The 12284-nt window shown below is 62.0% G+C and carries 14 protein-coding genes; 1 reads left to right on the top strand and 13 read right to left on the bottom strand.

All coding sequences use genetic code 11. The features are described 5' to 3' along the window. The 11 genes from IEX41_RS07790 to IEX41_RS07840 all read right to left on the bottom strand — a co-directional run bounded on the left by IEX41_RS07790 (position 1) and on the right by IEX41_RS07840 (position 9183). Positions 1 to 699: an ABC transporter ATP-binding protein gene (locus IEX41_RS07790; RefSeq protein ID WP_188789652.1), complete on the bottom strand. Its 699-nt coding sequence runs from the start codon at positions 697 to 699 to the stop codon at positions 1 to 3. Next, positions 692 to 2509 carry an ABC transporter permease subunit gene (locus IEX41_RS07795; protein ID WP_188789653.1) on the bottom strand — a complete coding sequence of 606 codons (1818 nt, stop codon included), beginning with the start codon at positions 2507 to 2509 and terminating at the stop codon, positions 692 to 694. The genes IEX41_RS07790 and IEX41_RS07795 overlap by 8 nt, the downstream gene beginning before the upstream one ends. A gap of 8 nt (positions 2510 to 2517) precedes the next feature. Then, positions 2518 to 3384 carry an ABC transporter permease subunit gene (locus IEX41_RS07800; RefSeq protein WP_188789654.1) on the bottom strand — a complete coding sequence of 289 codons (867 nt, stop codon included), beginning with the start codon at positions 3382 to 3384 and terminating at the stop codon, positions 2518 to 2520. Positions 3385 to 3441: 57 nt separating this feature from the next. Next, positions 3442 to 4650 carry an urea ABC transporter substrate-binding protein gene (locus tag IEX41_RS07805; RefSeq protein WP_188789655.1) on the bottom strand — a complete coding sequence of 403 codons (1209 nt, stop codon included), beginning with the start codon at positions 4648 to 4650 and terminating at the stop codon, positions 3442 to 3444. Between the two features lie 563 nt (positions 4651 to 5213). After that, on the bottom strand, positions 5214 to 5516 hold the full coding sequence (locus IEX41_RS07810) for a hypothetical protein (protein WP_229673023.1): 303 nt from the start codon (positions 5514 to 5516) through the stop codon (positions 5214 to 5216). Between the two features lie 62 nt (positions 5517 to 5578). Beyond that, positions 5579 to 6073, bottom strand: a complete 495-nt coding sequence (locus tag IEX41_RS07815) for a VOC family protein (RefSeq protein WP_188789657.1) — start codon at positions 6071 to 6073, stop codon at positions 5579 to 5581. Beyond that, on the bottom strand, positions 6070 to 6948 hold the full coding sequence (locus IEX41_RS07820; RefSeq protein WP_188789658.1) for an alpha/beta fold hydrolase: 879 nt from the start codon (positions 6946 to 6948) through the stop codon (positions 6070 to 6072). Before IEX41_RS07820 ends, IEX41_RS07815 begins: the two co-directional genes overlap by 4 nt. A gap of 83 nt (positions 6949 to 7031) precedes the next feature. Then, positions 7032 to 7685 carry a glutathione S-transferase family protein gene (locus tag IEX41_RS07825; RefSeq protein ID WP_188789659.1) on the bottom strand — a complete coding sequence of 218 codons (654 nt, stop codon included), beginning with the start codon at positions 7683 to 7685 and terminating at the stop codon, positions 7032 to 7034. A 4-nt stretch (positions 7686 to 7689) separates the two neighbouring features. Further along, positions 7690 to 8043, bottom strand: coding sequence for a DUF1428 domain-containing protein (locus tag IEX41_RS07830; RefSeq protein ID WP_188789660.1), 354 nt, complete (start codon positions 8041 to 8043; stop codon positions 7690 to 7692). Next, positions 8040 to 8759 carry a glutathione S-transferase family protein gene (locus tag IEX41_RS07835; protein ID WP_188789661.1) on the bottom strand — a complete coding sequence of 240 codons (720 nt, stop codon included), beginning with the start codon at positions 8757 to 8759 and terminating at the stop codon, positions 8040 to 8042. Before IEX41_RS07835 ends, IEX41_RS07830 begins: the two co-directional genes overlap by 4 nt. Beyond that, positions 8749 to 9183 (bottom strand): VOC family protein, encoded by a 435-nt coding sequence (locus tag IEX41_RS07840; protein WP_188789662.1) that lies wholly within the window; start codon positions 9181 to 9183, stop codon positions 8749 to 8751. Before IEX41_RS07840 ends, IEX41_RS07835 begins: the two co-directional genes overlap by 11 nt. Positions 9184 to 9250: 67 nt before the next feature. Here IEX41_RS07840 and IEX41_RS07845 point away from each other — a divergent pair, with 67 nt between their 5' ends. Further along, complete coding sequence (locus IEX41_RS07845) at positions 9251 to 9952, top strand: winged helix-turn-helix transcriptional regulator (protein WP_188789663.1); 702 nt, start codon at positions 9251 to 9253, stop codon at positions 9950 to 9952. A gap of 254 nt (positions 9953 to 10206) precedes the next feature. Here the strand turns inward: IEX41_RS07845 and IEX41_RS07850 are convergent, their stop codons facing one another. After that, positions 10207 to 10869 (bottom strand): flavin reductase family protein, encoded by a 663-nt coding sequence (locus IEX41_RS07850; protein WP_229673025.1) that lies wholly within the window; start codon positions 10867 to 10869, stop codon positions 10207 to 10209. Beyond that, the gene (locus tag IEX41_RS07855; RefSeq protein WP_188789664.1) at positions 10866 to 12275 is read right to left on the bottom strand and encodes a M24 family metallopeptidase; all 1410 of its coding nucleotides are present in this window, start codon (positions 12273 to 12275) and stop codon (positions 10866 to 10868) included. Before IEX41_RS07855 ends, IEX41_RS07850 begins: the two co-directional genes overlap by 4 nt. Positions 12276 to 12284 lie beyond the last annotated feature (9 nt).

The following is a 12284-nucleotide window of genomic DNA, read 5'->3' on the forward strand; positions in this document are numbered from 1 at the left end:
TCAGACCCCCAGCAGCTCTTGCTGAAGTTCCTTGTCCGCCAGCAGAGCGTCCCGGTCTGTTTCCATCCGGATTTCTCCCTTCTCCATGACATAGGCGCGCTCGGCGATGGACAGACAGAAATCGAGGTTCTGTTCGGCGACGAGGATCGCGATGCCCCTGTCCCGGTTGATCCGCTTCAGGATGCCGGCCATCTCGTCGATGATCGAGGGCTGGACACCTTCGGTAGGTTCATCGAGCAACAGGATACGCGGCATGATCGCCAGCGCCCGGGCAAGGGCCAGAACCTGCTGCTGGCCGCCCGATAGTCCTCCGGCCAGATCGTGTGCCTTGGGGCGCAGCATGGGGAAGTCGGCGAGCGCCTCTTCTACCGCCTTCTTCGGATCGTGTCCGTTGGTTGCGGCAGCGACGGCGATATTCTCGATCACCGTCATCCGGGGGAAGACAAAGCGGCCCTGGGGCACATAGCCGAGCCCCGATTTCGCCCGCTTCGCCGGCGAATTTGGCGCGGGGTTGCCGTCGATTTCGACATGACCTTCCATGGGAGGAATGAGGTTTGTCGCGAAGCGCATGAGCGTGGATTTTCCAACGCCATTGCGACCGAGAAGGGCGACGACCTCGCCGCTTTTCACCTCAAGTGAGACGTTGCGGATGATGGTGGTCTTGCCGTAGCCTCCTGTGGCATTCACAACCTTAAACATGCTCGCTCCTCCCTAGGTAGATGTCGAGAACCCGGTCATCGGCGCGAAGCGTTTCGATATCGCCTTCGGCGAAGACTTCACCCTGATGAAGCACCGTCACATGGCCCTCCAGCGTCCGGACGAATTCCATGTCGTGTTCGACCACGACGACCGTTGTGTGTTTTGCGAGCGTCCGGACGAGCGATGACAGCTCGCGGGTTTCCTCGTTGGTCATGCCGGCGGCAGGTTCATCCAAAAGGACGACGCGGGGGGCGAGGCAAAGTACCATACCGATATCCAGCCATTGCTGCTGTCCATGCGACAGGGCTGATGCCTGGACTCCCGATTGCCCTTCGAGACCGAGCATGGAGAGGATTTTGGCCGCGACTTCCTCGGCCTTGTCTGTGTCGTGCGTCCGGGCGAAGGCGGCTGTCCAGAGGTTGTCCGCAACCGTCAGCTCTCCGAAGACCTGTGGTTTCTGGTTCTTGACCCCCATCCCTTTGCGCACACGATCAAAGATCGGTGCATGGGTGATGTCGTCATGGCCGAGCGTGACCGTTCCGCCCTCGGGCTTGTACATGCCAACGCAGGTTTTCAGGAACGAGCTTTTGCCCGCGCCGTTGGGCCCGATCAGCGAGTAGGGCTTGCCAGGTGTGAACGTTTGCGTGACCTTGTTGACCGGGATCACTCCGCCGAATTGCTTGAAAGCTTCGTCAGTGCCCATGTTTTTCGCCGGTCCCGCATCCTTGGCGGCATCTTGCAGAATTTCACCCAGAACCGTGCTGTCGATCTTGACCGCACCTGCATTCCGGGCAGCCTCATTGGGATCAGAAAGCGACTTGCGCCACAGGTTTCCCAATCCGCCGAGGATCCCATTTTGCAGGAAGAGAACGAGCAGGATGAGGACGCCCCCCAGGATCAGGGTTGTCTGGCCCCCAACCGCTCCGCCGCCGAGAAAGAAGGACAACGCGCCGATAGCCAGCGCACCAAGGAATGCGCCCGAGAGCGTGCCGAGCCCCCCGACGAGGACGTAGATCGGAACCAGCAGAGCCTCCTGCACCGAGAAGATCGACGGGTTGAGGTAGTTGGCCCACAGACCGAACAGCGCGCCTGCAAGACCGGCTAGGGCGCCGGAATAGGCAAAGTTCAGAAGCTGGTATTTCCTGACGTCATAGCCTAGCAGTTCAGTCTTTTCGGCGTCGATCCGGATGCAATCCACGATCCGGCCAAAAGTGCCGCGCATCAGCCAGCGGGTGAAGAAGTAGAGAAGTGCGGCGATGACGATCGCCGCCGCGAAAGCCGCGTTGGGCCCGAGCGGCTCTGCGTCTTCGCCAAAGCCTAGGACGATGCCCGGAATATTTGACATACCGTTATCGCCACCGATGGAGGCCTCGCCGACATCGAGCTTGAACGTCTGGGTCACGGACCAGAGCAAAAGAGTGAATGTATAGGAGAGGATGGTGCTTTGCAGCGGCCCCATACGTGCGAAGAAGATGACATAGCCGAGAGCCGCAGCCGCCAGTGCCCCGAAAGCTGCGCCTGCCGGTAGCGCCCAGATCAGGCTGTTTCCGGTTGCGGGTGCGAGGTTGATGGCGACGACACTGCCGAAATAGCCACCCAGGCCATAAAACGCGGTCTGGCCGAGGCTCAGCAATCCGCCACGCCCCCAGACCACATCAAGGCTTAGCCCCAAGAGACCGAAGATCACCCAGGACGTCGCGACAAAGGCCAGATAGGGGTCGATCTGTCCGGCAAAGACGAGAGCAAGCACCACCGCGCCAGCCGGAAAGACGAGACCCGCGTGTTTGTAGAGGTTTTCAGAAATAGACATGGCGGGCCTTACAGTTTGCGACGCCACTTGGCCGAGATACCCATCGGGTAGAGCCAGAGCAGCAGTGCGGTGATGACGAAGAAGAAGACGTCGCCGACGACGGAGGTCATGAAACTTGCGGTCACGGATGCGCCTCCCCCTAGACCGAGCGCGGTGATTGCGCTGCCAGTCAGGGTGACGGGACCGGCCACGACGACCGTGAGGAACGCCTTGATGACGAAGGCAAATCCCATGGAGGGTGTTGCAGGCACGATCGGGAGAAGAACCGCGCCTGCAAACCCCGCCAGACCGCAGCCGACCGAGAAAGTCAGCATGTTCGTGCGGGAAGATTCGATGCCGATGGCCTGTGCCATGTGCGGCACCTGTATCGACGCGCGCGCCTTCATGCCGTAGACGGATTTCGTCATCAGAAGATAGACGAAGATCAGCATTGCAGCGGCCACACCGATCATCAGAAGCGGATACCCGGCAAGACTGTATTCACCGACGGCAATGCTGAACTGCGGCATACCGATGCCCGGAGTCACCGTCCCGAAAATCAGAACCGCGAGCTGGTAGAACACGATGCTCAGACCCCATGTCGCCAGCATGGTGTCGAACAATCGGCCATAGAGCCGGTTGATGATCAGAAGCTCGACGATGGCCCCGATGACCATGGTAACAGCCACCGCAATCGGAATCGAAAGGATGTAGGGCACCCCAGCCTGGGTGACGGTCAGGGCTGTGTAGGCCCCGATCATCAGAAATTCGCCATGGGCAAGATTGATGACCCCCATGAGGCCGAAGACGACCGCGAGGCCGATGGTCGCGATCAGCAGGATCGACGCGCTGGACAAGGACGACAGCAGCACTGTCGCCAGGAAATCGAGTTCCATGGCTTCCTCCCTTGAAGGATGTGCGCCCCCGCTGTCAGGCGCGGGGCGCCCTTTGGCTTAATTGCTTTCAGGTGTGAAATGCTCTGCGAGGTTGGGACTGGCGAGCAGATCGCACATCTCGTTCTCGTAGGTCGGCGCAACGTCTTCGAACGTTTCCACGATCTCGAAACCGTGGCGGTCGTCACCGCGCGCGATGTAGATGTTCTGGCGCAGATGGTGCGAACCCGGCTCCATCGTCACAGTGCCGTTCGGAGCGTCGAACGTGATGCCGCTTTCCAGCGCCGTGATCACGGCTTCCGGGTCAGCCGAACCGGCTTCCTCGACGGCGGCCGCCCAGACATGAACGGCGTTCCAGACATCAACCGCGCCGGAAACGATGGGAGTGTCATTGCCGTATTTCGCGGTCCACATCTCGACAAATTCGGCATTGGCCGGGTTGTCGACCTGCATGAAGTAGCCTTGGCTGGCGATCAGCCCTTCACCTGCTTCCGGGGAAACCACGACCTGCTGGTTGCCCGATCCGTAATTCGAGGAGACCACACCGATGCTGTCCTTCAGACCTGCGGCCGCGAATTGCTCCAGAAAGCCGGTCTGATTTGCACCAACGGGAAGCGCGACCACGAAATCGGGCCGGGATTGCTGGATCTTCTGGATCGTGGGGGCGTAGTCGGTGACCGTCAGGGCAAGGAAATCCTCGCCGACCACTTCGCCGCCGTTCGCTTCAGCGTATTCATTGATCCAGTGAGCCGAGATCGTGCCGAAATTGTAGTCCGGAGCCATGATGTAGACGCGCGGACCATACTCTTCGACGGCCCATTCGACCAGCGGCTGAAGCTGCTGCGATGCCGACGAACCCGTCACGAAGGTCTGCCGGTCGCAGGCGCCACCTTCGTAAAGCGACGAGTAGAAATAGGGAATATTCGCACGACGGAAGATCGGACGTATCGCTTCTCGGGATGAGCTGGTCAGCCCGGCGAACATGGCCGAGATCCCGTCACGCAGCACGGATGTATTGGCGTATTGGGTATACTTGCTCAGTTCGGACTGGGAGTCGTAGCTGACCACCTCAACCTGTTCGCCCAGCACGCCGCCACCCGCGTTGATGCTCTCGACGGCAAGGTCGAGCGCGTTGTCCTGCTGGATGCCGTAGATGTTCAGGCCGCCGGTCAGATCGAAGATCGCACCGATCTTGATTTCCGCCAATGCCGCCTGCGCCGACAGTGCTGCGGCAACGGCAATCATACTGGTTGTGAGGTGTTTTTTCATTTCGGATAGTCTCCCTGTTTATTCTCACAGGCTGAGCATCCGGGCGGTGATTCGACAAAAAAATCGCAACAGAACAAATGCTCAGCTGCGATGCTTGATAATGTCAGGTGCGTCGTTGCACGTCTGAAGTTTAGCCACCAGCAACACTTCGAGTCAACCGAGACCGCGATTTTCCGGCAAGACTGCGTACTCCGCAAAACACTGCTCGACGGTTTAGAGTGGCTGAATCATATCCAGAGCTGTCAGAAACCTCCCACGTGCGATCAGGGCTCGGACACCATCGTCCAACGGCGCAACGCGCCAATGACTCATGACGCAGCATCGGTCAAAGTGGGCTCGAACCGGCCATGCGGCACTGCGGCGTGCCGCGCGACCACCTTGGTGCGGCAACTCGGCGCTCTGGGCCCCCAGCCGACCGTCGCGCCAGGCGCGACGAAAGGCCGGTGGCTCCGCACAACAGCCGTTCAACTATCGCCACATCCTCTGCTGAAACCGTGTTCATGTTTGGGGCAGGACCGGTCGCAGGGTTCGTCCTGAGCCATTGGCAGCAGGCATGGCCAACTTCACAGGTAGGTCTTGATCGACACCACGCTTCCGGCCTTGCTATTCGTGAACTCGAATACATGGCAGAAAGAACGCTTTTGGCCATCTGCCAGGGTTCTTTCCCCGCTGGCCATGCCGACCTTGCCGTGGGAGATTGCGTGCTCGACCATGATCTTCGTCGGTAGAAGGATCGACGACAACGCCCGAAGGACCGCGGCCTGACCCTCGACCGTCTCTGCCGAAGACCGGATCCACGTGACCTCTGGATCGAAGGTTTCGGCCGAAGCGACACCGGTTTCCAAGGCAATCGCGATGTCCTGCACGAATGCATTCTTCGGGGCGTTCCCGCAACCCGCGCTCCTGATGATCTCCGTCAAGCAAGCGGTCATGTTTGCGGTTCGCTACGCAAGGCCGTCTCGATCGCAGCGATCTCGATCCGGCGCATTTTCATCATGGCTGACTGCGCCCGGGCCGAGGCTACGGCGTCCGGATGCGACAGCGCCTCCATCAGGACCCTGGGTGTGATCTGCCAGCGAAAGCCCCAGCGATCCTTGCACCAACCACACATGATCTCGTCGCCGCCATTTCCAACGATCGCATTCCAAAGCCTGTCCGTCTCGGCCTGATCCTCGGTATAGACCTGAAGCGAGTAGGCATCGTTGGGCCGCACATGCGGAACGGCATTGAGCAACGCATAGGGCAAGCCCAGCAGTGCCATCTCAACCACCTGAATGCTGCCCGGGGGCCCGCTCGGCGTCTCGCCCCGCAATCGCACGATCCGGTCCACATGGCTGTCCGGAAAGGTTGCCGTATAGAACTCGGCAGCAGCTTCGGCCTCGGTATCGAACCAGAGGAATACGACGGCCTTGCGCCCTGTCATGGCCTGTCCCCTTTCCGGTCGAAAGCACCATCGCCGGTTCCTGCCGTGGTGATCCGGAGGAAGATAAGGGGCAACAGACAGTCCGAGCGGCATGTGATCGAGAGGTGTGTGGCGTCCGGCAGAACCGCCAGCTGTGCCTCGGTTATCGCCGCAATATGCGCGCCATGCTCGACCGGGGTGAAGTCACTGTCGCCAAGGGCAAGCAGGGTGGGCACAGCGAGCGCGGCAAGCTCCTGATCGCTCCAGCCCCAGTCGCTGACGATGAAGGCCTGCAGTTGCGCAAAGGTGCGGCCGAACTGCTCCGGGCCATCCGGGTTGTCCGAGAAACCTGCCTGCATGCGCGCGAGATCCTCTTCGCTTGGCAGCAGCTTCAGCGCGTCCGCTGAGGGCGCAGTCGTCGGATTCCGGTTCATCTTCGCAATGGCCGGATGCATCCCGTCGAGGTTCTGGCTGACCGATATCACGGTGAGCGTGGCCAACCGCTCGGACGCGGACAGTGCCAGGTCGAGCGCCAGCATGCCGCCCATGGAAAAGCCCACCGCGTGAGCCCGCCCGACGTCGAGCGCGTCCAGCACGGAAAGGGTGTCTGCGCGCATTGCCGCCAGGGTGACCAGCGTGTCACGTCCACCCGTCCGCTGTTCCACACCGATCACGGGGCGCCTTGCGGCGAGGGACGGCAAGTGAGCACCGAAATCCCCTTCGATGCTGCCCATGCCCCCATAGAGCACGAGAAATGGCACCATGCCGGAGCCGAGATCGCCGTGAACCTGATCATGGATCCCTAGATCCCCGGACATGGCCCGGCCTTCGGTGTCCTGCGCCAGCGCGGGTGCGGCCATCGCTCCGACAAGGGCAGAGGCCTGCAGGGCTCCCATGCAGGACCGTGAAGGCGACGGCAGGGGCATCATTTGTTCTTCCCTTGCGTTGTGGTCTTTGCCCGGAAACGGCAAGCCACGGTTCATGCCTCGCGGGTCTTGTCGGCCCTGGAAAAATGCGCGATCTGGTCCGCATGTGCCTTGGCAAAGGCTGGCCGCGCGCAAATCCGATCGATGTAGACATCGGTTGCGGGATAATGACCGATCCCCCGTATCCAGGGCGGACGCAACACGTCGGCCAGCATCAGATCCGCCGTGGTAAAGCGACCATTCACCAGCCAGTCGCGCGCTGTCAGGAGGTCTTCCAGCACAGCGAGACGGGCCCGCAGCCAGCCCTCCAAGGGGTTCTCCGTCGGGCACGACAGCCCGACGAACCACCAGGGCACGCTGACCATCTCGACCGAGTTCAGGGCCGAGAGGATCCAAGACAAGGTTTCGGCCCGCAGCGCTCTTTCCCGCGGCATGAGCAGCTCGCTTTTCTCTGAGAGGTGCAGCAGGCAGGCGCCGCTTTCGAACAGGCTGACATCCCCGTCCGTCAGGTAGGGCACCTGCCCGAAGGGCTGCATGGCAAGATGCTCTGCACCGCGATCCTCGAAGGGCACGGAGCCAATCCGATAGCTCAGCCCGGCCTCTTCGCAGGCCCAGCGAAGCCGCAAGTCACGCACATAGCCCCGCGGCCCCTCCGGCACCCAGTCGAAGGTCCAGATCGTCAGCTGCTCTGGTGCCGTCTGGTTCATGGCGTCAGGCCTTGTCTTCGAAGATCGGCGTGAAGCTGCCCCACATCATGCGCTTGCCATCGAAGGGCATGTCCATCTCCTGCCAGCGCGGATCGGTTGCCATGCTGGCGCCGCACCTGTCGTGGCTTTCCTTGTCAGGCCAGATCATCCACGAGAAACAGACCGTCTCGCCGTCTTCCAGCGCGACGGCCCGCCTGAAATCGGTGTGCTCGCCCGCGGGAACTTGATCGCCCCAGGTCTCCATGATTTGCAGGGCCCCATATTCCTTGAAGAGCGGCCAAGCCTTGCGGGCACTTTCGATGTAGGCCTGCTTGTTCTCGTTCGGCACTGGGGTCAGAAATCCGGCAACGTAGGTCATGCGAGTTCTCCTTGTTTCCTTTTAAGCTCCGCCATCCATTCATCGAAACCGGGCGGCGGATTGCCCGTGAAGCCGGCAATCTGATCGGACAGGGCCTGTTGGAAGGCCGGCCGTCCGGTGGCCCGCGCGACATAGTCGGCAAGATTTGGGAAGGCTTCGACGAGGCCCTCGCCCTCGATGATCCGCAGAACGCTGACCATCATCAGATCGCCGGCACAGAAACTGGCACCGAACCACTCCGCGGTGCCGAGGCGATCGGACGCCTCCTGCAGGCGTTCGTTGATCCGCTCGTCAATGCGCGGCAGGCGCGGTCTGGCCCAGGGCTCTGCCACTTCGAAAATCGTCATCTGTGCCCGATCCATGATCGGCGGCTCCAAAGTGTTCAGCGCGGCAAACAGCCATTCCAGCGACAAGCTCTGGCCCGCGGGCTCTGTCGGCCGCAGACCGGGGAACCGCTCTGCGATATGCCAGACGATTGCCCCGCTTTCGAACAGCGCAAGATCACCTTCCTCGTAGGTCGGCACCTGGCCGAAGGGCTGCAGCGCGCGGTGCGCGGCTTCCTTCTGTTGCCCTTGTGAGAGATAGCGAACGGCGTAGTTCTGGCCTGTTTCCTCGAGCGCCCAGCGCACCCGCAGATCGCGGACCTGTCCCTGGGCAAAGTCGGGCACCCAGTCGTAGGCGGTGATGGTGATGGCGGCTTCGGGATCAACCGGCATTGGACACCTCCGCCGGACCATTCTCGGCGGCCTCGGCACTCATCCACATGGGCTCCCAGATATGGCCATCGGGATCCGCAAAACTGCGTCCATACATGAAGCCGTGGTCCTGCGCCGGGCATGGGTCGGCCGTGCCCCCGGCAGAAACCGCCGCATCGGTGATGGCATCAACGGCTGCCCTGTGTTCACGGCTGATGCAAAGCAACACCTGTGCCTCCTTCGCCGGATCGACGCGGCGACGATCCGTGAAGGTTGCCCAGAACTCATGGGTCAGCAGCATGACGCAAATAGTGTCCGACAGGACCATGCTGGCCGCCTGATCGTTGCTGAACTGCGGGTCCCGGGAAAAGCCGATGGCTTCGTAGAATTCGACAGATCGCCTCAGGTCCGCGACCGGAAGGTTCACAAAAATCATTTGCGGCATTGCCATTCCTCCTTTGTCGTATCGTCATTATGGACAGCGTAGCGGCATTAAGTTACAAAAAGCAACTATGAAGAAACAAAAAGTAACTAAGTCGGCAAATTTCCCCCACGGACGGTGGTATGCAGATGCCTGCGGCACGGCCTTCGGGCTTGAGCTTCTTGGCGAGCGCTGGGCGATGCTGATCGTGCGGGAGCTTATGTTCGGGCCGCGCCGCTTCAGTGACATCCGCGCAGACCTTCCAGGGGTCAGCGCCAAGGTGCTGACAGAACGCCTTGCTGGCCTCGAGGCCAATGGCGTTGTCGTTCGCTCAACCGCTCCCGAGCCAACTCCGGCGCAGCTCTATGGCCTGACGAAATGGGGTTACGCGGTCGAGCCGATCCTGCAGGCGATCGGCCGCTGGGCCGCCGCATCGCCATTGCACGACCCGACGCTGCCACTCTCCCCTGTCTCCTTCATGCTGTCATTGCGCACCATGCTGGATACGTCAGCCGCACGCGGCATGTCCCTGGTCATAGTCTTTGAAATCGGGACGGCACAGTTTACCGCACGATTGGATGACGGCGCCATGCCAGTGGAACGCGGGGCGGCAGGGCGGGCTGACCTCCGTTTCAAAGCGCAAGCCGCGCCGCCCCTTGCGGCTGTCTTCTACGGGGGTGTGACGCCGGAGGCGGTTGGCCTGGAAGTCCTCGGTGAGGCAGCTGTTTGCCGAGACTTCATCGCACTCTTCAGTCTCCCGCAGCCCGAGGCGAACGTGGCATGCCCTCGATAGTGGGGAGCTTGACCAAGCCTTGCGCCTAATAGACCTGGCCCCGGTTGAAGCCGCCGCGGCTCCCCAAAGCGCCGGTGTCACTGGTTGACTAGGCCCAAAGCCGACCTTTTTGCTTGCCTCGGCACATGTCCATTCTCGATCGTTAGCGGACGGTCGCAAACTCGGCCACCCTAATCGGGGATCGCTCCTCGGGGCGAATGGGTCAAGCAGGCGCGGCACGTATTGCGTGCCGCGCTCCCATTTGGCGGCCGTGCTTAGCCCTTTGCCTCCAGATCCGCCATGAAGGCCTCTGCCGTCGGCGTCACCCTTTCGAACTGGTCGAGCTGGCGGGCGTAGAGGTGTCCTCCGAGGCGGCCCACCGCGTCGATGCCGATCTGGTCCACATAGTGGTTTTCGACGTCGACGAGAGTCTCGCGGACGAACATCCGCTTGACCTCGCCCAGTACGATCGTGCGCGCGGGGCTGACAGGAACGGTCTGCGTCAGGTGGCATTCGAACGCAGCGGGGGCGGCGGTGATGCGCGGGCAGCGCACGACTTCGCCCGGGACGGTTTCGAGCCCCGCAAGCGTCAGCTCGTCCACGTCCTCCGGGAACTTGATCGAGCAGATCTCCATCTGATCCACCAGCGCGTGGTCCGAGATATGAACGGTGAACTCCCCGGTGGCGAGGATGTTCGCGGCCGTGTCCTTGGGAGTGCCATCGGGCTTGTGCTCGATCCCGACCGCCATGATCGCCGGATCATGGGTAAGGATGTTGAAGAAACTGAATGAGCCGGCGTTGGGCGTGCCGTCCTCGGCCACGGTGGTGATCAGCGCGATCGGCCTCGGGATCACCGTGCCGATGAGCAGCTTGTAGCGCTCCTTCGGCGTCAGATCGGCGAAATCAAAGGCGTGGCTTGTCATCGTCATGTCTTTCATGCCTCCACCCGGAAAGTCTCGAGCGGGGTGTGGCGCGACAGGTTCTCGAACCCGTCTGCAGTAACCACGTACATGTCTCCGATGTTGCAGCCCGCCGACTGGGGTTCCAGCCACTGGGTGTGCAGAACGAAGACCATGCCTTCCTCGAGCTTGTCGTAGTTGTGGGAGGAGATGTTGAAGGCGTTCTGCCCCCCCGCCATGCCGACGGAATGGCCGAGGTTGGGGTTATGCGGCCCGAAGGTTGCCGGGTAGACGTGCATCAGCTTGCGGCCCTGCGCCTCGTACTCGGCGTCCGGAATATACTGGTGCGGGATCTCGCGCGGGCCGCCATCCTCGGCGGTGGACCAGTTGTAGGGCATGGTTCGGGCCTCGGCGTCGGTCAGCATGCCCGCTTCAATGTAGGACTCGAAGGCGGCGTTGTTGAGATCGCGAATGAGGGTGCCCGGCTTGATCAGCTTCTCGGCGGCCTTGACGCCGCGCGTGCAGGCGTCGAGCACAAGCTCCTGCCGGTCGGTCAGCGCGCCGAAGGCGAACATGCGGGCGGTCTGGGCGGTGTAGCCTTGGTAGGTGACGTTCGAGACGTAGAGATTGCCGATGTCGCCCTTGCGCATGGTGTGGCCGTAGGGCTTGCCGCAATGGGTGCCCCACTGGTTCGCGCCGATCTGGTAGCCATCACCGGTCTCACCGCCGCGCGCCATCTGCGCCATGGTGAAGGCGGCGTAGATCTCGTAGTCGGTCACGCCGGGGCGGGCGACATGATAGGCCGCCTGCGTGGCGATCGAGATCAGCTGTGCCGCCGTGCGGAACTGGGCGATCTCGTTCGGCGTGCGGTTGCGCTGCATCCGGTCGAGGATGCCGTGCTGGTCACTGATCGTTGCCTTGGGCATCTCTGCCACCAGCCCGGCGCGGAACGCGGCCGAGCGCTTGTCCCCGATGAAGCCGATATTGCCGGCCTTCAGTTCGCCGAGGATCCCCACCAGCGCCTGCATGGTCTTGGCATTGCTGTCACCGGGGATGTCGGCGTACTCGCGGCCCACGGCTCCGATCTGCAGGATGCGATCCACGCCCACCGGCTCGCCGCCCGGCGGCAGGATCACCGACTGAGTGAAGAACGACAGCAGCGTGGGGGCCTTGTCCTCGTCCATGGGCACGATCAGCACGCCTTCGCGCATCCAGTCGCAGAGATACCGCAGGTAGGCGTGGGCCGCGTGGAACCAGCCCACGCTGTCGCAATGCACGACCACGGCATCGAGGCCCGCCGAGACGCCTTCGCGCTTCAGCTTGCGCATCCGCTCGGCGTATTCCGACGGCGGGATCGGCATGGCGGGGGTGAAGTCGAAGTCGGGCGTGAAATTACCCAGCAGGCTTTCGATGGACAGGCGCGCGCCGGAGGTATGGACGTTCATGGCAGGGTC

Origin of the sequence: Salipiger pallidus (assembly GCF_014643635.1) — a bacterium.
Taxonomy (GTDB): domain Bacteria; phylum Pseudomonadota; class Alphaproteobacteria; order Rhodobacterales; family Rhodobacteraceae; genus Salipiger; species Salipiger pallidus.

Bases quoted from the DNA above. Each gene is read 5' to 3' on its own strand.
- IEX41_RS07790 (WP_188789652.1), bottom strand. From the start codon at position 699: ATGTTTAAGGTTGTGAATGCCACAGGAGGCTACGGCAAGACCACCATC.
- IEX41_RS07795 (WP_188789653.1), bottom strand. From the start codon at position 2,509: ATGTCTATTTCTGAAAACCTCTACAAACACGCGGGTCTCGTCTTTCCG.
- IEX41_RS07800 (WP_188789654.1), bottom strand. From the start codon at position 3,384: ATGGAACTCGATTTCCTGGCGACAGTGCTGCTGTCGTCCTTGTCCAGC.
- IEX41_RS07805 (WP_188789655.1), bottom strand. From the start codon at position 4,650: ATGAAAAAACACCTCACAACCAGTATGATTGCCGTTGCCGCAGCACTG.
- IEX41_RS07815 (WP_188789657.1), bottom strand. From the start codon at position 6,073: ATGACAGGGCGCAAGGCCGTCGTATTCCTCTGGTTCGATACCGAGGCC.
- IEX41_RS07820 (WP_188789658.1), bottom strand. From the start codon at position 6,948: ATGGGAGCCCTGCAGGCCTCTGCCCTTGTCGGAGCGATGGCCGCACCC.
- IEX41_RS07825 (WP_188789659.1), bottom strand. From the start codon at position 7,685: ATGAACCAGACGGCACCAGAGCAGCTGACGATCTGGACCTTCGACTGG.
- IEX41_RS07830 (WP_188789660.1), bottom strand. From the start codon at position 8,043: ATGACCTACGTTGCCGGATTTCTGACCCCAGTGCCGAACGAGAACAAG.
- IEX41_RS07835 (WP_188789661.1), bottom strand. From the start codon at position 8,759: ATGCCGGTTGATCCCGAAGCCGCCATCACCATCACCGCCTACGACTGG.
- IEX41_RS07840 (WP_188789662.1), bottom strand. From the start codon at position 9,183: ATGCCGCAAATGATTTTTGTGAACCTTCCGGTCGCGGACCTGAGGCGA.
- IEX41_RS07845 (WP_188789663.1), top strand. From the start codon at position 9,251: ATGAAGAAACAAAAAGTAACTAAGTCGGCAAATTTCCCCCACGGACGG.
- IEX41_RS07850 (WP_229673025.1), bottom strand. From the start codon at position 10,869: ATGAAAGACATGACGATGACAAGCCACGCCTTTGATTTCGCCGATCTG.
- IEX41_RS07855 (WP_188789664.1), bottom strand. From the start codon at position 12,275: ATGAACGTCCATACCTCCGGCGCGCGCCTGTCCATCGAAAGCCTGCTG.